This window comes from Kitasatospora sp. NPDC001603 (assembly GCF_040298365.1).
Lineage (GTDB): Bacteria > Actinomycetota > Actinomycetes > Streptomycetales > Streptomycetaceae > Kitasatospora.
The window spans coordinates 22,069-44,457 of the sequence record NZ_JBEPAA010000065.1 but is presented as its reverse complement, the minus strand read 5'-3'; the positions used below and the strand labels follow the sequence as shown (position 1 = coordinate 44,457).

The 22,389-nt window shown below is 75.8% G+C and carries 2 protein-coding genes; both read left to right on the top strand.

Annotated features, from left to right (window positions below):
* On the top strand, positions 1 to 2,592 hold a 2,592-nt coding region (locus ABT263_RS30045), incomplete at its 5' end, for an SDR family NAD(P)-dependent oxidoreductase (RefSeq protein ID WP_352295101.1).
* Positions 2,593 to 2,653: 61 nt separating this feature from the next.
* The gene (locus ABT263_RS30040; protein WP_352295099.1) at positions 2,654 to 22,333 is read left to right on the top strand and encodes a type I polyketide synthase; all 19,680 of its coding nucleotides are present in this window, start codon (positions 2,654 to 2,656) and stop codon (positions 22,331 to 22,333) included.
* The last annotated feature ends 56 nt before the right edge of the window (positions 22,334 to 22,389 follow it).

The following is a 22,389-nucleotide window of genomic DNA, read 5'->3' as shown; positions in this document are numbered from 1 at the left end:
GCGGCGGAGTTGGCCGGGATCGTCCCGCGGGCGGGTCGTGTCCCGATGATCTCGACGGTGACGGGCGAGTGGTTGTCCGGTACGGAGGTGGACGCCGCCTACTGGTTCGCGAACCTGCGGCGGATGGTCCGCTTCGAGGAGGCCGTTCGCACGCTGCTGGGTGGCGGTTACGGCTCGTTCGTCGAGGTGTCGACCCATCCGGTGCTGACGGCGGCGGTGGCGGAGACGGCCGAGGACGCCGGTGTCGCCGACGTCCTGACGGTGGGCACGCTGGAGCGTGACAACGCGGGCGCCTCCCGCCTGCTCACGGCGTTCGCGCAGGCCTACGTCGGCGGCCTGTCGGTCGACTGGAAGGTCGTGCTGCCCGCCGCCGAGGTGGTGGAGCTGCCGACCTACGCCTTCCAGCACCAGCACTACTGGCTCCAGTCCGCCGCGACGGCGTCCCCCGTCGGTGGCGACGGTGCGAGCACGGCGGCGGAAGCGCAGTTCTGGGCCGCCGTCGAGGGCGGCGACCTGGCCCGGCTCGCGGACACCCTGGCGATCGAGGACCAGCGGCAGCTCAGCACCGTGCTGCCCGCGCTGGCGTCCTGGCGCCGCCGGGAGCAGGACCGCTCGGTCACGGAGAACTGGCGCTACCGCGTCAGCTGGGCGCCGGTCGCCGACCCCGCTCCCGCCCGGCTGTCCGGGTCGTGGCTGGTGGTGCTCCCCGCCGGGGAGACCGACGGCGGGGTGGCCCGGGGCTGCACGGCGGCGCTGACCGCCCGCGGCGCCGAGCCCGTCGTCCTGGAGGTCACGGCCGAGACCGACCGGAAGCAGCTGGCCGAGCGGATCCGCGCGGTGCGGCCGGAGTCCGGCTTCGCCGGGGTGCTGTCGCTGCTGGGCCTGGACGAGACGCCCGTGCCGGAGCACCCGGTGGTGCCCCGGGGCCTCGCCGCGACGCTGAGCCTGGTGCAGGCGCTGGGCTCCGCCGAGGTGGACGCGCCGCTCTGGGTGGTCACGTCCGGCGCGGTGGCCGGTGGGCCGGGCACCGGACCGGCGAGCCCGGTGCAGACGCAGGTGTGGGGTCTGGGGCGGGTCGTCGCCCTGGAACACCCGGACCGCTGGGGCGGGTCGATCGACCTCCCCGGGACGGTCGACGAGCAGGCCGCGGGACGGCTGGCCGCGGTGCTGGCCGGCTGCGGCGAGGACCAGGTCGCGATCCGTCCGGCCGGGATCCTGGCCCGGCGGCTGACCCGCGCCCCGCACCCCCGCCCGGCGGAGCGGCCGTGGACGCCGACCGGGACCGTCCTGGTCACCGGAGGCACGGGCGCGATCGGCGGGCACGTGGCCCGCTGGCTGGCCGGTCGGGGCGCGCAGCGGCTCGTGCTGACCAGCCGGTCCGGCGCCGGCGCCGCCGGGGTCGCCGCACAGGCGGCCGAACTGGCCGCCCGGGGCAGCCGGGTGGACGTCGTCGCGTGCGACGTGAGCGACCGGTCCGGGCTGGCCGGGCTGCTCGACCGGATCGCCGCGACCGGCCCCGCGCTGTCCGCGGTGATGCACACCGCGGGCCTCGGACAGGCCACCACGGTCGAGGACACCGACCTGGCCGAGACGGCCGCCGTGCTGGCCGCCAAGGCGGGGGGAGCCGTGCACCTGGACGAGCTGACCAGGGGCCTGGACCTGGACGCGTTCGTGCTCTTCTCGTCGATCTCGGCGACCTGGGGCAGCAGCGTCCAGCCCGCCTACGCCGCGGCCAACACCTTCCTGGACGGCCTGGCCGAGCACCGCCGGGCGCAGGGTCTGCCCGCCACCTCGGTGGCCTGGGGGCCGTGGGGCGGCGGCGGGATGACCGACGCCGACACCGGCGCCTGGATGGCCCGGGGCGGCCTGATGGTCATGGACCAGGACCACGCCGTCCAGGCGCTGGCCCAGATCCTGGACGGCCGCGAGGGCTCCGTCACGATCGCCGACGTGGACTGGGCGCGGTTCGCCCCGCCGTTCACGCTGCGCCGGCGCAGCCCGCTGATCGAGGGGCTGCCCGAGGTCGTCGCGGCGCTGGCCGGGACGGGGGCCGGCGCGGCCGACCCGGACGCGGGCGCGTCCCTGCGGGAGCAACTGGCGGGCCTGACCCGGGCCGAGCAGAACCGGACGCTGGTCAAGCTGGTCCAGGCGCAGGCGGCCGCGGTGCTCGACTACGCGTCCCCCGAGGCCGTCGAGGCCACCCGGGCCTTCAGCGACCTGGGCTTCGACTCGCTGACCTCGGTGGAGCTGCGCAACCGGCTCGGCGCCGCCACCGGCCTGCAGCTGCCGGCCACGCTGCTGTTCGACTGCCCCACCCCGGCGGCGGTGGCCGAGTACCTCTGGAACGAGGAGTTCCGGGACGGGTCCGGTCCGGTGTCCCTGGTGGAGGAGGTCGACCGGCTCGGGTCGGTGCTGACCGGGGCGGCGCCGGACGAGAAGACGCATCAATTGATCACCGATCGCCTGCAGGAGCTCCTTTCCCAGTGGATGGAGGTTGGTGCTCCCACGGAAACCCAGGCGGTCGCGGAGAAGATCGGGTCCGCGACGGACGACGAGATATTCGAGTTCATCCACAAGGAACTCGGCAGGTAAGTGGTTGTCCGTGTGCGCGGATGGCAGGCATGCGTTTCACAGACTGGAATGGTGAGATCCGATGGCGAACGAAGAGACTCTCCGCGACTACCTCAAATGGGTGACGACCGACCTCTACAACACGCGTCAGCGACTGCGTGAGGTGGAGGAACGCAGCCACGAACCGATAGCGATCGTCGGAATCGGCTGCCGGTACCCCGGTGGAATCCAGGCTCCGGAGGACTTCTGGAATCTGCTCTCCACCGGCCGGGACGGGGTCGCCGGAATTCCGACCGACCGCGGCTGGAACATCGAGGAGCTCTACGCGGAGGACCCGGACGGCATATCGCAGGTGCGCGAGGCCGGGTTCATCGCGGACGCCAGCGGATTCGACGCGGGGTTCTTCGGTGTCAGCCCGCGGGAAGCGGTGGCGATGGACCCGCAGCAGCGCGTGCTGCTGGAGGTCTGCTGGGAGGCGCTGGAGCGGGCGGGCATCGACCCGACCTCGCTGCGCGGCTCGCTGACCGGTGTGTTCGCCGGCGCCGCGCTGTCCGGCTACGGCTTCGGCACGGACGAGGACCTGGACGTCCACCTGATGACCGGGACGTCGACCAGCGTCATCTCCGGCCGGGTGTCGTACTCGCTGGGCCTGGAGGGCCCGGCGGTGACGGTGGACACCGCCTGCTCGTCGTCCCTGGTGGCGCTGCACCTGGCCGCCCAGGCGGTGCGCTCGGGCGAGTGCACGCTGGCCCTGGCCGGCGGCGTCACGGTGACCGCCATCCCGATCATGTTCACCCAGTTCTCCAAGCAGCTCGGGCTGGCCCACGACGGCCGCTGCAAGGCGTTCTCGGCGGAGGCCGACGGCATGGGCATCGCCGAGGGCGCGGGCATGGTCGTCCTGGAGAAGCTGTCCGACGCCCGGCGCAACGGGCACCCGGTGCTCGCGGTGATCCGGGGTTCGGCGATCAACCAGGACGGCGCGTCCAACGGCCTGGCCGCGCCGAACGGCCCCTCGCAGCAGCGGGTGATCCGCGCCGCGCTGGCCAACTCCCGGCTCTCGGCCGCCGACGTGGACGTGGTCGAGGCGCACGGCACGGGCACCACGCTGGGCGACCCGATCGAGGCCCAGGCGGTGATCGCCACCTACGGCCAGGGCCGCCCGGAGGACCGTCCGGTCTTCCTCGGCTCGGTGAAGTCCAACATCGGGCACACCCAGGCCGCGGCCGGCGTCGCGGGCGTCATCAAGATGGTGCTGGCGCTGCAGAACCAGCGCATGCCGCAGACCCTGCACGCGCAGGAGCCGTCGCCGCACATCGACTGGTCGGCGGCCGACGTCCGGCTGCTGAACGAGGCCGAGTCCTGGCCCGCCGGTGAGCGGGTGCGCCGCGGTGGCGTCTCCTCGTTCGGTGTCAGCGGCACCAACGCGCACGTCATCATCGAGGAGGCCCCGGCCGAGGAGGCCGAGCCGGCGGAGGCCGTCGACGCCGGCGCCCCGGCCGAACCCGGCGCCCCGGAGGGCGGGGCGCCGGTCGTCGCGGAGGTCGTGGCACCGCTGGTGTCGGGCGCCGAGGCGTGGCTGGTGTCGGGCCGCTCGGCGGACGGGCTGGTCGCCCAGGCGGACCGGCTGCGCGACTGGATCGCCGCGCGGCCGGCCCTGGAGCCGGCCGCGGTGGCGCGGTCACTGGTGACCACGCGTGCGGCCTTCGAGCACCGGGCCGTGGTGCTGGGCACCGACCGGGCCGCACTCATGGGCGGCCTGGGCCAGTTGGCCGGCGGTCAGCAGACCGCCTCGGTCGTCGCGGGGGTGGCGCACGCGAGCGCGCGGGCGGTCTTCGTCTTCCCGGGCCAGGGCTCGCAGTGGCTCGGCATGGCCACCGAACTGGCGGCCGGCAGCCCGGTGTTCGCCGCGCGGCTGGCCGAGTGCGCGGCGGCGCTGGCGCCGTACGTGGACTGGTCGCTCGCCGACGTGCTGGCCGGCGCCGAGGGCGCGCCCGCGCTGGAGGCGGCCGACGTCGTGCAGCCCGTGCTGTGGGCGGTCATGGTCTCGCTGGCGGCGGTCTGGGAGGCCGCCGGGGTGACCCCCGAAGCGGTGGTGGGCCACTCGCAGGGCGAGATCGCCGCGGCCACCGTCGCGGGCATGCTGAGCCTGGAGGACGCGGCCAAGGTCGTCGCGCTGCGGTCCCGGGCGCTGCGGGCGATCACCGGCATCGGCGGGATGCTGTCGGTGACCGAGCCGGCCGCCCGGGTGGAGGAGCGGCTCGGACGCTGGGCGGGCCGGCTCTCGCTGGCCTGCGTCAACGGCCCCTCGGCGGTGGTGGTCTCCGGCGAGGCGGCCGCCCTGCGGGAGCTCCAGGAGGAGCTGAAGGCCGACGGCGTGCGCGAGCGGATGGTCGCCGTCGACTACGCCTCGCACTGCGCGCAGGTGGAGCGGCTGGAGGAGGAGATCACCTCCCTGCTGGCCGGGGTGACGCCGCGCGCCGGGCGGATCCCGATGATCTCGGCGGTCACCGGCGAGATGCTGACCGGCGAGGAGCTGGGCGCCGGGTACTGGTACGCGAGCCTGCGGGCCACCGTCCGCTTCGAGCGGGCGGTGCGGACCCTGGCCGGCCTCGGCCACCAGGTGTTCATCGAGGTCTCCCCGCACCCGGTGCTGATCGCGCCGATCACCGACACCCTGGAGGAGGCCGCCGTCGACGCCGGCCCGGCCGTCCAGGCCGGGCGGGTCTGCGGCACCCTGCGCCGGGACGACGGCGGGGCGCTGCGCCTGCTCACCTCGCTCGCCGAGGCCTTCGTGGCCGGGGTGCCCGTCGACTGGGCGCGGGTGCTGCCCGCCGCCGACCAGGTGGAACTGCCCACCTACGCCTTCCGCCACGAGCGGTACTGGCCGAAGGGCATGCTCGCGCTGCCCGGCGCGGCCCGGGCCGGGAGCGGCGACCCGGCCTCGCTGGGCCTGGGCACCGTCACGCACCCGCTGCTGCGCGCCGTGGTCGAACTCGCCGGCGACGCCGAACTGGTGTGCACCGGACGGCTGTCGCTGCGCACGCACGCCTGGCTCGCCGACCACGCGGTCGGCGGCGTGGTGCTGCTGCCCGGCACCGGCTTCGTCGAGATGGTGGTGAGCGCCGGCCACCAGGTGGGCTGCTCGCTGCTGGAGGAGCTGACCCTGCAGTCGCCCCTGGTGCTGCCCGCGGACGGCGCCGGCGTCCAGGTCCAGGTGGTGGTGGCCGCGGCCGACGCCGAGGGCCGGCGCCAGGTGGACGTGTTCTCCCGCCCCGACCGCCCCGAGGAGGAGCAGGTCTGGGTGAAGCACGCCGCCGCGGTGATCGCCCCCGCCCCGGCCGCCGCCGAACCGGAGGAGGACCTCACGGTCTGGCCGCCGCGCGGGGCCGAGGCGCTCGACATCAGCGACCTGTACACCGTGCACCTGGCCGACATCTACGGACCGGCGTTCCAGGGCCTGCAGGCCGTCTGGCGCCGCGGCGAGGACATCTTCGCCGAGGTGGCCCTGCCGGAGGAGGCCGGGGACCCGGCCTCGTACGGGCTGCACCCGGTCCTGCTGGACGCGGCGCTGCTCGCGGGCGTGGTGGCCGAGGCGGCCGAGGCACAGGAGTCCGGCGACGCCCAGCAGGGCCAGATCCGGATGCCGTTCGCCTGGACGGGCGTCGCGCTGCACGCCGCCGGGGCGCCGGTCCTGCGGGCCCGGCTGCGCCGGGACGCCCAGGGCAGCCTGACGCTGACCGCGGCCGACGCCACGGGCCGGCCGGTGGTGACGGTGGACTCGCTGATCACCCGCCCGGTCTCGCCGGAGCAGCTGCAGAGCGCCGACGACTGGATCCGCGACGCGCTGTTCACCGTGGAGTGGGCGCCGCTGCCGCAGGGCGCGGTGCAGGAGGGGCCGTGGGCGCTGGTCGGCGCCGACCACTTCGCCGTGGCCGAGCAGCTGGCCGCCGCCGGGATCCCGGTGCACGGCTACCCCGGCATCGCCGAACTGGCCGCCGCCACCGCCGAGGGGGAGGTCTCGCCCCGCGCGGTGATCGCCTGCGTGAGCGGCGAGGGCGTCGACGGGACGGCCGTGGCCGCCCGTCAGGTCGCCGGCGAGGCCCTGGAGCTGGCGCAGGACTGGCTGGCCGCGGCCGAGCTGGAGCCCGCGCAGCTGGTGGTCGTCACCCGTGGCGGCGTGGCCGTGCAGGCCGGCGACGCGGTGGCGGACCCGGCCGTGGGCGCGGTCTGGGGCCTGCTGCGCTCGGCCCAGCTGGAGAACCCCGGCCGCTTCGTCCTCGCCGACCTCCCCGCGGACGGCGGTGACGGCGAGGTGGCCGCGCTGCCGGCCGTGCTGGGCAGCGGAGAGCCCGAGGTGGCCGTCCGCGAACGGAAGGGCTACGGCCGGCGCCTGACCCGCCCGGCGGGCGACCTGGTGGTCCCCGACCGGACGGCGGCGGAGCGGCCGGCCGACCAGGAGCCGCGGACGGTGCTCGTCACCGGTGGCACCGGAACGCTCGGCGGTGTGGTCGCCAAGCACATGGTGGCCACCGGGCGGGCCGGCGGTGCCGTGCTGCTCAGCCGCTCCGGCCCGGGCGCCGCCGGGGTGGCCGCGCTGGCCGCCGAGGTGGCCGAGCTGGGCGGCTGGGTCCGGGTGGTCGCGTGCGACGTGGCCGACCGGGACGCGCTGGCCGGGGTGCTGGACTCGCTGCCGGCCGACTGCCCGCTGGGCTCCGTGTTCCACGCCGCGGGCATCATCGACGACGGCATGGTCGACTCGCTGAGCGCCGAGCGCGTGTCGGCGGTCATGCGTCCCAAGGTGGACGCGGCCTGGCACCTGCACGAGCTGACCCAGGGCCTGGACCTCGACCACTTCGTGCTGTTCTCCTCGGTCGCCGCCGCGTTCGGTGGTGCGGGCCAGGCCAACTACGCGGCGGCCAACGCCTTCCTGGACGCGCTGGCGGCCGCCCGGCGGGCCGCCGGACTGGCGGGCACCGCGCTCGCCTGGGGCCCGTGGATGCCCGAGGCCGGCATCGGCCGCGGCCTGGACGAGGTGATGCTCCGCCGGATGACCGGTTCGGGCCTCGCCGCGCTGAACGAGCAGGAGGGCCTGGTCCTGCTGGACCTCGCCCTGGAGCGGGCCGAGTCCGTCCTGGTCCCGGCCCGGCTGGACAAGGCCGGCCTGCGGGCGCAGGCGGCCGCCACCGGCATCCCGCCGCTCTGGCAGGTGCTCGCGGACGACTTCATCCCGCGCCGGGCGGCCGTCACCTCGGCCGCCGGGGCGACCGGCGCCGGCGCCGCGGACGTGCTGCGCCAGCAACTGGCCGGGCTGCCGGGCACCGAACGCGACCGGGTGCTGCTGGACCTGGTGCGCACCCACGCCGCGGCGGTGCTCGGACACGCCTCGGGCGACGCGATCGAGGCCGGCCGTCCGTTCACCGACCTGGGCTTCGACTCGCTGATCGCGGTCGAGTTCCGCAACCGGATGAACCCGGCGACCGGGCTGCGGCTGCCCGCCACCCTGGTCTTCGACTACCCCAACCCGGTCGCGCTCGCCGCGCTGCTGCGCGAACAGCTCGCCGGCGACCTGTCCGACGACGTGGACCTCGGCGGTCCCGCGGCGACGGCGGCGCTCGCCATGGACGAGCCGGTCGCGATCGTCGGCATGGCCTGCCGCTTCCCGGGCGGCGCGACCAGTCCGGAGGAGCTGTGGCAGATGCTGGCCACCGGCACGGACGGGCTGTCGACCTTCCCGACCGACCGCGGCTGGGACCTCGACTCCCTCTACAACCCGGACGTGGACAACGTCGGGACCTCGTACACGCAGGTCGGCGGGTTCGTCCAGGAGGCCAGCGGCTTCGACGCCGGCTTCTTCGGGATCAGCCCCCGCGAGGCGCTGGCGATGGACCCGCAGCAGCGGCTGCTGCTGGAGACCTCGTGGGAGGCGCTGGAGCGGTCCGGCATCGACCCCGCGACGCTGCGCGGCAGCCAGACCGGCGCGTTCGTCGGCGGCTACGGCTCCTCGTACCTGGCCGTCACGATGGCCGACGAGGAGGAGGTGGAGAGCCTCGGGGCGCACCTGATGACCGGGAACGCGGCCAGCGTGCTGTCCGGCCGGGTCTCCTACGTGCTGGGCCTGGAGGGCCCGGCGGTGACCATCGACACGGCCTGCTCGTCCTCGCTGGTGGCCCTGCACCTGGCGGCCCAGGCGCTGCGCCAGGGCGAGTGCACGCTGGCGCTGGCCGGCGGCGTCACGATCATGGCGAGCCCGGACGGCTTCCGCGCGTTCTCGCACGCCCGCGGTCTCGCGGAGGACGGGCGCTCCAAGGCGTTCTCCGACGCGGCCGACGGCATGGGCATGGCCGAGGGCGCGGGCATGCTCGTGGTCGAGCGGCTCTCCGACGCCCGCCGCAACGGGCATCCGGTGCTCGCGGTGCTGCGCGGTTCGGCGATCAACCAGGACGGCGCGTCCAACGGTCTGACCGCGCCGAACGGCCCCTCGCAGCAGCGGGTGATCCGCGCCGCGCTGGCCAACTCCCGGCTCTCCACGGCCGATGTGGACGTGGTGGAGGCGCACGGGACGGGCACCACGCTGGGCGACCCGATCGAGGCGCAGGCACTGCTGGCCACCTACGGCCAGGAGCGCGGCGACCGCGGGTCGCTCTGGCTGGGCTCGGTGAAGTCGAACCTCGGGCACACCCAGGCGGCCGCCGGTGTCGCCGGGGTGATGAAGATGGTGCTGGCGCTCCAGCACGAGGAGCTGCCGCGGACGCTCTACGCGGACGTGCCCTCCTCGCACGTGGACTGGGAGGCCGGTGACATCAGGCTGCTGAACGAGCCGGTGCCGTGGCCGACCGGGGAGCGGGTGCGCCGGGCCGGTGTGTCGGCCTTCGGCATCAGCGGCACCAATGTGCACGTCATCGTGGAGGAGGCCCCGGCCGAGGAGCCCGAAGCGGTGGAGACCGAGGACGGGCCGGCCGAGGATGTCCGGTCCGCCGCGGTGGTGGAGCTGGACGGGCCGGCCGCGTGGCTGGTCTCGGGCCGGACGGCCGAGGGGCTGACCGCCCAGGCGGGCCGGCTGCGGGAGTGGGTCGCGGCGCGGCCGGACCAGGCGCCGGCCGAGGTGGCCTGGTCGCTGGCGACGACGCGGTCGGTGTTCGAGCACCGGTCGGTGGTGGTCGGCACCGAGCGCGCGGAGCTGGTCGCGGGCCTGCAGAGCCTGGCCGCCGGTGCGCCGTCGGGTGCGGTGGTGTCGGGTGTGGCCCGACCGGGTGCGCGGGTGGTGTTCGCGTTCGCCGGGCAGGGTTCGCAGTGGGTGGGCATGGGCCGTGAACTGGCGGCGTGCAGCCCGGTGTTCGCGGCGCGGCTCGCGGAGTGCGAGGCGGCGCTGGCGCCGTACGTGGAGTGGTCGCTGAGCGACGTCCTGGCGGGTGCCGAGGGTGCCCCCGCACTGGAGGCGGCGGATGTCGTCCAGCCGGCGTTGTGGGCGGTGATGGTGTCGCTGGCGGCGGTCTGGGAGGCCGCGGGCGTCGCGCCCGATGCGGTGGTCGGTCACTCGCAGGGTGAGATCGCGGCGGCGACGGTGGCCGGGATGCTGTCGCTGGAGGACGGTGCCCGGGTGGTGGCGCTGCGTTCGCGGTCGCTGAAGGTGCTGGCGGGCCTGGGCGGCATGTTGTCGGTGAGCCGGAGCGCCGCGGTGGTGGAGGAGCGGATCGCGCGCTTCGGTGAGCGGCTGTCGCTGGCGGCGGTCAACGGGCCGTCGGCGGTGGTGGTTTCGGGTGAGCCCGAGGCGCTGGAGGAGCTGAGGGCGGAGTTCGAGGCCGAGGGCGTGCGCGCCCGGCTGGTCGCGGTGGACTACGCCTCGCACTCGGCGCAGGTGGACCGCCTTGAAGCGGAGATCACCGAGGTCCTGGCCGGTATCGCGCCGCGCCGGGGCCGGATCCCGATGGTCTCGGCGATGACCGGCGAGACGCTGACCGGCGAGGAGCTGGACCCCGCCTACTGGTACGGCAGCCTGCGCGCCACGGTCCACTTCGACCGCGCGGTGCGCACCCTGGCCGGTCAGGGCTACCAGGTCTTCGTCGAGTCCACGCCGCACCCGGTGCTGCTCGGTGCGATGAACGACACCCTGGAGGAGGTCGCCCAGGCGGCCGGGCCGGGCGCCATGACGGCCGCCGTCTGCGGCACGCTGCGCCGCGACGACGGCGGCGCCCAGCGCCTGCTGGTTTCGCTCGCCGAGGCCTTCGTCCAGGGCGCGACCGTCAACTGGCGCGCGGTGCTGACCGCCGCCGCACCCGTCGAGCTGCCCACCTATGCCTTCCGCCACCAGCGGTACTGGCCGCAGGGCGCCCTGGCGCTGCCGGCGGCCGGACCGGTCCTCGGTGGGGACGGGGCGAGCACGGCGGCGGAGGCCCAGTTCTGGGCGGCCGTCGAGGGCGGGGACCTCACGCAGCTGGCCGACACGCTGGCCTTCGACGGCGGTCGTCCGTTCAACGAGGTGCTGCCGGCCCTGGCGTCCTGGCGGCGCCGGGAGCAGGACCGGTCGGTGACGGCCGGCTGGCGCTACCGGGTGAACTGGGCGGCGATCGCCGAGCCCGACGCCCGGGTGCTGTCCGGCACGTGGGTGCTGGCGGTGCCGGCCGGTGCGGGCGAGCAGCCGTGCGCGGCCGCGCTGGCGGCGCGTGGCGCGGAGGTGGTCGTGGTCGAGGTCCCGGCGGGTGCCGTGGACCGGGCCGAGGTGGCCGCGCTGCTGGCCGGCGCGGTCGAGCCGTCGGCGGTGGCGGGTGTGCTGTCGCTGCTGGCGCTGGACGAGGCGCCGGTCGCGGAGTTCCCGGTGGTGGCCGGTGGTCTGGCCGGGACGCTGGCGCTCGTCCAGGCGCTGGGCGACGCCGGGATCGGCGCGCCGCTCTGGCTGGCGACGCGCGGCGCCGTGGCGGCCGGTCCGGGGGAGGCGCTGGCCAGTCCGGTGCAGGCGCAGGTCTGGGGCCTGGGCCGGGTCATCGGCCTGGAGCACCCGGAGCGCTGGGGCGGGATGGTCGACCTGCCCGAGGTGCTGGACGAGCGTGCGGGTGTGCGGCTGGTCGCGGTGCTGGCCGGCTGCGGCGAGGAGCAGATCGCGATCCGGACGGCCGGGATCCTCGGCCGCCGGCTGTCGCGGGTCCCGCAGCGCGGCTCCGAGCGGAGCTGGGCGCCGCGCGGCAGCGTACTGATCACCGGCGGCACCGGCGCCATCGCCGGGCACGTGTCGCGGTGGCTGGCCGGCCTCGGTGCCGGGCGGCTGGTGCTGACCGGTCGCTCCGGTCCGGCGGCCGCCGGGGTCGCGGCGACGGTCGCGGACCTCGCCGCCCGGGGCATGGACGTCGACGTGGTGTCCTGCGACGTGACCGACCGCTCGGCGCTGGCCGGGCTGGTCGACTGGATCGGCGCGACCGGTCCGGCGCTGTCCTCGGTGTTCCACACGGCCGCCGTCCTGGACGACGGCGTGGTCGACCGGCTGTCGGTGGAGCGGCTGGAGACGGTGCTGGCCGCCAAGGCGGCGAGCGCGGTCCACCTGGACGAGCTCACCGCCGGTCTGGACCTGGACGCCTTCGTGCTGTTCTCCTCGGCCGCGTCCACGCTGGGCGGCCCCGGGCAGGGCAACTACGCGGCGGCGAACGCCTTCCTGGACGCTCTGGCGGAGAACCGCCGCAGCCGCGGCCTGGCCGGTCTCGCGGTGGCCTGGGGCCTGTGGGGCGGCGGCGGACTCGCGGAGTCCAACGAGGCGATCCGGTCGCGGATGCGCCGGATCCCGATGCCGCCGATGGACCCGCAGCTGGCCGTCCGGGCGCTGGCCGAGTCGCTGGACGGCCCGGAGCCCGTCGTCACGGTGATGGACGTCGACTGGCGGCAGCTCGGCACCGCGCCGGGCACGGCCGACGTGCTGGACATGCCGCTGGTGCGTGACATGCCCGAGATCCGCCGGCTGGCCGCCGACCGGGCGGGCGCCGCGGACACCACCCGCAACGACGGCGAACTGGCCCACCGGCTCGCCGGGTTGGGCCGGGCCGAGCAGGACCGGGTGCTCACCGACATGGTCCGGGCACAGGCCGCCGCCGTCCTGGGCCACTCCTCGGCGGAGATGGTGCAGGCCAGGCAGGCGTTCAAGGACCTGGGCTTCGACTCACTGACCGCGGTCGAGCTGCGCAACCAGCTGAACGCGGCGACCAGGCTGCGGCTGCCCGCCACGCTGGTGTTCGACTACCCCACCCCGGTCGCCATGGCGGAGTTCCTGCGCGGCGAGCTGGTCGGGGAGCAGACGGGCGGGACTCCCGCCCCGGTGGCCGCCGTGGTGGCCCCGGTGGTGGACGAACCGCTGGCGATCGTCGGGATGGCCTGCCGCTTCCCCGGCGGTGCGGGCACTCCGGAGGAGTTCTGGCAGCTGCTCGCCTCGGGCGGCGACGCGGTGGGCGGGTTCCCGACCGACCGCGGCTGGGACCTCGACGGCTTCTTCGACCCGGACGGAGGGACGGCGGGGACGTCGTCCACCCAGTCGGGCGCGTTCCTGCGCGGCGCCGCGGAGTTCGACGCGGGCTTCTTCGGGATCTCGCCGCGCGAGGCGCTGGCGATGGACCCGCAGCAGCGACTGATGCTGGAGACCTCGTGGGAGGCGCTGGAGCGGGCGGGCATCGACCCGGCCTCGCTGCGGGGATCGTCGACCGGTGTGTTCGCCGGCGGCTTCGGGTCCGGCTACGCCATCGGCATGGCGTTGACGGGCCAGGACTCCTCGGGCGTCGAGGGCCACCTGATGACCGGCAACTCGACGAGCGTGCTGTCCGGCCGGGTCTCCTACGTGCTGGGCCTGGAGGGCCCGGCGGTGACCGTGGACACCGCGTGCTCGTCCTCGCTGGTGGCGCTGCACCTGGCGGCCCAGGCGGTGCGCTCGGGCGAGTGCTCGCTCGCGCTGGCCGGCGGTGTCACCGTGATGGCGACGCCGTTCTCCTTCGTCGAGTTCTCGCGCCAGCAGGGTCTGGCGACGGACGGCCGGTGCCGGGCGTTCTCCGAGGACGCCAACGGGACGGGCTGGGCCGAGGGCGCCGGCGTGCTGGTGGTGGAGCGGCTGTCGGACGCGCAGCGCAAGGGCCACAAGGTGCTCGCGGTGATCCGCGGTTCGGCGATCAACCAGGACGGCGCCTCCAACGGCCTGTCCGCGCCGAACGGTCCGTCGCAGCAGCGGGTGATCCGGGCGGCGCTGGCCAGTGGCCGGCTGACCGCCGCCGACGTCGACGTGGTCGAGGCGCACGGCACCGGTACGACGCTGGGCGACCCGATCGAGGCGCAGGCGCTGCTGGCCACCTACGGCCAGGAGCGGGCCGGCGGGCAGCCGCTGTGGCTGGGGTCGGTGAAGTCCAACATCGGGCACACCCAGGCGGCCGCCGGTGTGGCGGGCGTGATCAAGATGGTGCTGGCGCTGCAGAACGAGCGGCTGCCGCGGACGCTGCACGCCGAGGTGCCGTCCTCGCACGTGGACTGGACGGCCGGTGACGTCAGGCTGCTGACCGAGTCGGTGCCGTGGCCGTCCGACGGGCGTCCGCGCCGAGCGGGTGTGTCGGCCTTCGGGATCAGCGGGACCAACGCGCACGTCATCGTCGAGGAGGCGCCGGCCGCCGTCGAGGCTTCCGCGACGGTGTCGGCTCCGGTGGTGTCGGGTGCCGGTGCGTGGATCGTCTCGGGCCGGTCGGCCGAGGGGCTGACGGCCCAGGCGGGCCGCCTGCGCGAATGGATGTCGGTGCGCTCCGAGCTGGCGCCGGTGGATGTCGCGTGGTCGCTGGCGGCGACCCGGTCGGCGTTCGAGCACCGGGCCGTGGTGCTCGGGGCCGAGCGCGCCGAGCTGATGGCGGGGCTGGGGAGCCTGGCCACCGGTGCCTCGTCGGGTTCGGTGGTGTCGGGTGTGGCGCGGGCGGATGCCCGGGTGGGTCTGGTCTTCGCGGGTCAGGGTTCGCAGTGGGTCGGGATGGGCCGGGGCCTCTATGAGGGCAGCGCGGTCTTCGCCGAGGTCTTCGACCGGGTGTCCGGGCTGCTGGAGCTGGAGTTGGGCGTCTCGGTCCGGGACGTCGTGCTCGGCGCCGAGGGTGTGGACGAGTCGCTGGCGCAGCAGACGCTGTACGCGCAGGCCGGTCTGTTCGCCTTCGAGGTGGCCGTCGCGGCGGTGCTGGAGGCCGCGGGCGTGACGCCGGACGCGGTGGTGGGTCATTCGGTGGGCGAGGTCGCGGCCGCGTATGTGGCCGGGGTGCTGTCGCTGCCGGACGCGGTGCGGCTGGTGGCGGCGCGGGCGCGGTTGATGCAGGCGCTGCCGGCGGGCGGGGCGATGGCTGCGGTCAACGTCCCGGAGGCCGAGGTGCTGGCGGAGCTGGTGCCCGGTGTGGTGATCGCGGCGGTCAACGGCCCGGAGTCCGTGGTGGTTTCGGGTGAGGTCGAGGCCGTCGATCAGGTGGTGGAGCTGTGGCGGGGGCGGGGTCGCCGGGTGCGGCGGCTGCGGGTCTCGCACGCCTTCCACTCCCCGGCGATGGATCCGGTGCTGGACGAACTCACCGCCGTCGCGGCCGGGTTGGAGTACCACCGGCCGAACATGATGTGGGCGGGCGCGCTCACCGGTGAACTGGTCACCGCGCCCGAGGCGGGCTACTGGCCGGCGCAGACCCGCCAGGCGGTGCGCTTCGCCGACGCGGTGGCGACGCTGGCCCGCGAGGGCGTCTCGGTGTTCATCGAGGTCGGCCCCGACGGATCGCTCTCCTCGCTGGGCCCCGACGCCGTGGCCGGCATCGGGAGCGAGGAACCCGTCTTCGTCCCGCTCCAGCGGCGCGACGAGCAGGGGGTGACCGGCCTGCTGGGCGGTCTCGCCCGGGCCTTCGTCAACGGCGCCGGGGTGGAGTGGAGTTCGGTGCTGCCGACCGGTACGCCGGTCGAGCTGCCCACCTACGCGTTCCGGCACCAGCGGTTCTGGCCGGAGGGCATCCTGGCCCTGCCGGTCGCCGGTGGGGACGGCACCAGCACCGAGGCGGAGGCCCGGTTCTGGGCGGCCGTCGAGGGCGGGGACCTCACGCAGCTGGCGGACACGCTGGCCTTCGACGGCGGTCGTCCGTTCAACGAGGTGCTGCCGGCCCTGGCGTCCTGGCGGCGCCGGGAGCAGGACCGCTCGCTGACCGCCAACTGGCGCTACCGGACCGCCTGGTCGGCCGTCGCCGAGCCCGACTCCGGCGTGCTGTCGGGGACGTGGCTGGCGGTGGTGCCGGCCGGTGCGGGCGAGCAGGCGTGCGCGGCCGCCTTGGCGGCGCGTGGCGCGGAGGTGGTCGTGGTCGAGGTCCCGGCGGGTGCCGTGGACCGGGCCGAGGTGGCCGCGCTGCTGGCCGGTGCGGTCGAGCCGTCGGCGGTGGCGGGTGTGCTGTCGCTGCTGGCGCTCGACGAGACGCCGGTGCCCGGCCACCCCGCGGTGACCGGCGGCATGGCCGCCACCCTGGCACTCGTCCAGGCGCTGGGCGACGCCGGGATCGCCGCCCCGCTCTGGCTGGCGACGCGCGGCGCGGTGGCGGCCGGTCCGGGCGAAGCCCTGGCCCACCCGCTCCAGGCGCTCGTCTGGGGGCTGGGCCGGGTCGTCGGCCTGGAACAGCCGGACCGCTGGGGCGGGTTGGTCGACCTGCCCGAGGTGCTGGACGACCGGGCCGGTGCCCGACTGGTCGCCGTGCTCGCCGGCTGCGGCGAGCACGAGATCGCGATCCGGGCGGCCGGGATCCTCGGCCGCCGGCTCACCCGGGCCGCCCAGCTCCGCGGCAAGGACCGCTGGGCACCGCGCGGCAGCGTGCTGATCACCGGCGGCACCGGCGCCATCGCCGGGCACGTCGCCCGGTGGCTGGCCGGTCGCGACGCGCCCCGCCAGGTGCTGACCAGCCGTTCCGGCCCCGCCGCGAGGGGGGCGGCGGCGCTCGCCGCCGAACTCGCGACGGCCGGCTCCGCGGTGGACGTCGTCGCCTGCGACGTGACCGACCGCTCGGCGCTGGCCGGGCTGGTGAGCTGGATCGGCGGGACCGGTCCGGCGCTGTCCTCGGTGCTGCACACCGCGGCGGTGCTGGACGACGGTGTCGTGGACCGGCTCTCGGTCGAGCGACTGGAGACGGTGCTGGCCGCGAAGGCGTTGAGCGCGGCCCATCTGGACGAGCTCACCGCCGGCCTGGACCTGGACGCCTTCGTACTCTTCTCCTCGGTGTCCTCGACGATCGGCGCCGCCGGTCAGGGCAACTACGCGGCGGCGAACGCCTACCTGGACGCCCTGGCGGAGAACCGCCGGGGCCGGGGGCTGGCCGCGCTCACCGTGGCCTGGGGTGCCTGGGCCGGCGGTGGCATGGCGGAGTCCAGCAGCGTGGTGCAGGCCCGGGTCAAGCGCGGCCCGATGCCGGCGATGGACCCGCAGCTCGCCGCCCGCGCCCTGGGCGAGGCCCTGGAGGGCCCGGACGCCCTGGTGACGGTGATGGACGTGGACTGGGCGCTGCTGGCGTCCGGACCGGGCGCGGCGGACCTGCCGAAGCGCCCGCTCGTCCGGGACCTGCCGGAGATCCGGCAGCTGGCCTCGGCCGGCGGGAGCGCGGCGGCCGTGGTCCACGCCGAGGGAGAGCTGGCCCACCGGCTGGCCGGGCTCGCCCCGGCCGAGCAGGAGCGGGTGCTCACCGAGGTGGTGCGGGCCGAGGTCGCGGTCGTGCTGGGGCACGCCTCGGCCGACGCGGTCGAGGACCGGCGCGCCTTCAAGGACCTGGGCTTCGACTCGCTGACCGCGGTCGAGCTGCGCAACCGCCTGGGCGTGGCGACCGGCATCCGGCTGCCCGCCACGCTGGTGTTCGACTACCCGAGCCCGGTGGTCCTCGCCGAGTTCCTGCGCGGCGAGCTGACCGGGAGGGTGGCGGACGCCGCCGCTCCGGTGTCCACCGCCGCGGCGGTCGCGGCGGCGGACGAGCCGCTGGCGATCGTCGGGATGGCCTGCCGCTTCCCGGGGGGTGCGGGCAGCCCGGAGGAGTTCTGGCGGCTGCTGGCCTCGGGCGGCGACGCGGTGGGTGCCTTCCCGACCGACCGTGGCTGGGACCTGGAGGGCTTCTACGACCCGGAGCGCGGCAACGCGGGGACGTCCTACACCCGGTCGGGTGCCTTCCTGAGGGACGCGGCCGAGTTCGACGCGGGCTTCTTCGGGATCTCGCCGCGCGAGGCGCTGGCGATGGACCCGCAGCAGCGCCAGCTCCTGGAGACCTCGTGGGAGGCGCTGGAGCGGGCGGGCATCGACCCGGCCTCGCTGCGGGGGTCGTCGACCGGTGTGTTCGCCGGCGGCTTCGCCTCGGGCTACGGCTTCGGGGTGACGCTGGCGAGCCAGGGCGACTCCGGCTCCGAGGGCCACGTGATGACCGGGAACGCGACGAGCGTGCTGTCCGGCCGGGTCTCCTACGTGCTGGGCCTGGAGGGCCCGGCGGTGACGGTGGACACGGCGTGCTCGTCCTCGCTGGTGGCGCTGCACCTGGCCGCCCAGGCGGTGCGCTCGGGCGAGTGCTCGCTCGCGCTGGCCGGCGGTGTCACCGTGATGGCGACGCCGGGGACGTTCATCGACTTCTCGCGGCAGCAGGGTCTGGCGGCGGACGGCCGCTGCCGGGCGTTCTCCGAGGACGCCGACGGGACCGGCTGGGCCGAGGGCGCGGGCATGCTCGTGGTCGAGCGGCTGTCGGACGCGCGGCGCAACGGGCACAAGGTGCTCGCGGTGCTGCGCGGCTCCGCCGTCAACCAGGACGGTGCGTCCAACGGTCTGACGGCGCCGAACGGGCCGTCGCAGCAGCGGGTGATCCGGGCGGCGCTGGCCAGTGGCCGGCTGACCGCCGCGGACGTGGACGTGGTCGAGGCGCACGGGACGGGGACCACGCTGGGTGACCCGATCGAGGCGCAGGCGCTGCTGGCCACCTACGGCCAGGAGCGGCCGGAGGGGCGGCCGTTGCTGCTCGGCTCGGTGAAGTCCAACATCGGGCACACCCAGGCGGCCGCCGGGGTGGCGGGCGTGATCAAGATGATCCTCGCCCTCCAGCACGAGGAACTGCCGCGGACGCTGCACGCCGAGGTGCCGTCCTCGCACGTGGACTGGTCGGCGGGTGAGGTCAGGCTGCTGACGGAGCCGGTGCCGTGGCCGTCGGACGGGCGCCCGCGTCGTGCGGGTGTGTCGGCCTTCGGGATGAGCGGGACCAACGCGCACGTCATCGTCGAGGAGGCGCCGGCGGCCGTCGAGGCTACCGGGACGGTGTCGGCGCCGGTGCTCTCGGACGCCGGTGCGTGGCTGGTGTCGGGCCGGACGGCCGAGGGGCTGACGGCCCAGGCGGAGCGGCTGCGCGACTGGGTGACGGCCCGGCCGTCGGTGGAACCGGTGGACGTGGCGGCGTCGCTGGCGACCACCCGGGCGACGTTCGAGCACCGGGCGGTCGTGCTCGGGGCCGAGCGCGCCGAGCTGGTGGCCGGCCTGGAGAGCCTGGCTGCCGGGACGCCCTCGGCTTCGGTGGTGTCGGGTGTGGCACGGCCGGGTGCCCGGGTGGGTCTGGTCTTCGCGGGTCAGGGCTCGCAGTGGGTCGGGATGGGCCGGGGGCTCTACGAGGGCAGCGCCGTGTTCGCGGAGGTCTTCGACCGGGTGTCCGGGCTGCTGGAGCTGGAGTTGGGAGTCTCGGTCCGGGACGTGGTCCTGGGCGCCGAGGGCGTCGACGAGGCGCTGGCGAACCAGACCCTGTACGCCCAGACGGGGCTGTTCGCCTTCGAGGTCGCCGTCGCGGCGGTGCTGGAGGCCGCCGGTCTGACGCCGGACGCGGTGGTGGGTCATTCGGTGGGCGAGGTCGCGGCCGCCTATGTGGCCGGGGTCCTCTCGCTGGAGGACGCGGTGCGGCTGGTGGCGGCGCGGGCTCGCTTGATGCAGGCGCTGCCGGCGGGCGGGGCGATGGCGGCGGTCAACGTCTCGGAGCCCGAGGTGCTGGCCGAGCTGGTGCCCGGGGTGGTGATCGCTTCGGTGAACGGTCCGGAGTCCGTGGTGGTTTCGGGTGAGGCCGACGCGGTGGACCACGTGGTGGAGCTGTGGCGGGAGCGGGGCCGCCGGGTGCGGCGGCTGCGGGTCTCGCACGCCTTCCACTCGCCGGCGATGGATCCGGTGCTGGACGAACTCGCCGCTGTGACGGCCGGGTTGGAGTACCACCGGCCGAACCTGATGTGGGCGGGCGCGCTTTCGGGTGAGCTGGTCACCGAGGCCGAGGCGGGCTACTGGCCGGCGCAGACGCGCCAGGCGGTGCGCTTCGCGGACGCGGTGGCGACGCTGGCCCGCCAGGGTGTCTCGGTGTTCGTCGAGGTCGGCCCCGACGGGTCGCTCTCCTCGCTCGGCCCGGACGCGGTGGCAGGCGTCGACGGTGACGAGGCCGTGTTCGTCCCGCTCCAGCGGCGCGACGAGCAGGTGGTGACCGGCCTGCTGGGCGGTCTCGCCCGGGCCTACGTCAACGGCGCTGCCGTGGAATGGAGTTCGGTGCTGCCGACCGGTACGCCGGTCGAGCTGCCCACCTACGCGTTCCGGCACCAGCGGTTCTGGCCGGAGGGCATCCTCTCGCTGCCGACGGCCGCGCCGGCGGTCGGCGGGGACGGTACGAGCACCGAGGCGGAGGCCCGGTTCTGGGCGGCCGTCGAGGACGGCGACCTGGCGGGCATCGCCGACACGCTGGCCATCGAGGACCAGAACCGGCTCGGCGAGGTGCTGCCGGCGCTGGCGTCCTGGCGGCGCCGGGAGCAGGACCGGTCGATGACCGCGAACTGGCGCTACCGGGGCGGCTGGGCGGCGATCGCCGAGCCTGACGCCCGGGTGCTGTCCGGCACCTGGCTGGTGGTCGTGCCGGCCGGAGCGGCCGAGCAGGCGTGCGCTGCCGCGCTCGCCGACCGTGGTGCCGAGGTCGTCACGGTCGAGGTCCCGGCGGGTGCCGTGGACCGGGCCGAGGTGGCCGCGCTGCTGGGCGCGGCGGTCGAGCCGTCGGCGGTGGCGGGTGTGCTGTCGCTGCTGGCGCTCGACGAGGCACCGGTGCCGGGCCACCCCGCGGTGACCGGCGGTCTGGCCGCCACCCTGGCACTGGTCCAGGCCCTGGGCGACGCCCGGATCGGCGCGCCGCTCTGGCTGGCGACGCGCGGCGCCGTGGCGGCCGGTCCGGGAGAGGCGCTGGCCCACCCGCTCCAGGCGCAGGCCTGGGGGCTGGGCCGGGTCGTCGGCCTGGAACAGCCGGACCGCTGGGGCGGGTTGGTCGACCTGCCGGAGACCGTCGACGAGCGGGCGGGTGCGCGACTGGTCGCGGTGCTCGCCGGCTGCGGCGAGAACCAGGTCGCGATCCGGACGGCCGGGATCCTCGGCCGCCGGCTCACCCGGGCCGCCCAGCCCCGCGGCACCGCCCGGTGGACACCGCGCGGCAGCGTGCTGATCACCGGCGGCACCGGCGCCATCGCCGGGCACGTGTCGCGGTGGCTGGCCGGCCGCGAGGCGGAGCGGCTGGTGCTGACCGGTCGTTCCGGTCCGGCGGCCGCCGGCGTCGCGGCGACGGTCGCCGACCTCGCCGCCCGGGGCATGGACGTCGACGTGGTGTCCTGCGACGTGACCGACCGCTCGGCGCTGGCCGGGCTGGTGGAGTGGACGGGGAAGACCGGTCCGGCGCTGTCCTCGGTGCTGCACACCGCGGCGGTGCTGGACGACGGTGTCGTGGACCGGCTGTCGGTGGAGCGGCTGGAGACGGTGCTGGCCGCCAAGGCGGCGAGCGCGGTCCACCTGGACGAGCTCACGGCCGATCTCGACCTGGACGCCTTCGTGCTGTTCTCCTCGGCCGCGTCCACGCTGGGCGCCGCCGGGCAGGGCAACTACGCGGCGGCCAACGCCTTCCTGGACGCCCTGGCGGAGAACCGCCGCAGCCGCGGCCTGGCCGCGCTCACCGTCGCCTGGGGTGCCTGGGCCGGTGGCGGAATGGCCGGGTCCAGCAAGGTGGTCCGGGCGAGGGTCGAGCGGGCCCCGATGCCGGCGATGGACCCGCAGCTCGCGGTGCGCGCGCTGGGCGAGTCGCTGGACGGCCCGGACGCCGTGGTCACGGTGATGGACGTCAACTGGGCCGAGCTGGTGGCCTCGCCGGGCCCGGTGGACCCGCGGGAGATGCCGCTGGTGCGGGACCTGCCCGAGATCCGCCGGCTGGCCGCGGCGGGTGCGAGCGGCGGCGCGGTCCGCGAGGAGGGCGGACTGGCCCGGCAGCTGGCCGGGCTCGGCCGGGCCGAGCAGGAGCGGGTGCTCACCGAGGTGGTGCGGGCCGAGGTGGCCGTCGTGCTGGGGCACGCCTCGGCCGACGCGGTCGAGGACCGGCGCGCGTTCAAGGACCTCGGCTTCGACTCGCTGACCTCGGTCGAACTGCGCAACCGGCTGAACGGTGTGACGGGGCTCCGGCTGCCCGCCACGCTGGTGTTCGACTACCCCACCCCGAACGCCCTTGCCGCGTGGCTGCGAACCGAGGTTGTCTCGGACGAAGCGGTGTCGGTGCCGGTCCTCGCGGAGCTCGACCGGCTCGAAGCCGCCCTCCGCACCGGGTCGATGGCGGACCAGGTGCGGGAGGAGGCCACCGACCGGCTGCGCCGGCTGCTGGACGCCATCGGTGACCAGGCCGCCGACAAGAGCAAGGAACGGCGCGAAGCGGAACTCCGGGAAGCGACCGACGACGAGCTGTTCGCTCTCGTCGACGAACTGGAGTGACGCCTGCCAGGCCCTGACGGGCTCCGTTCGAACCCGGGCTGCCCCGCACACACCGT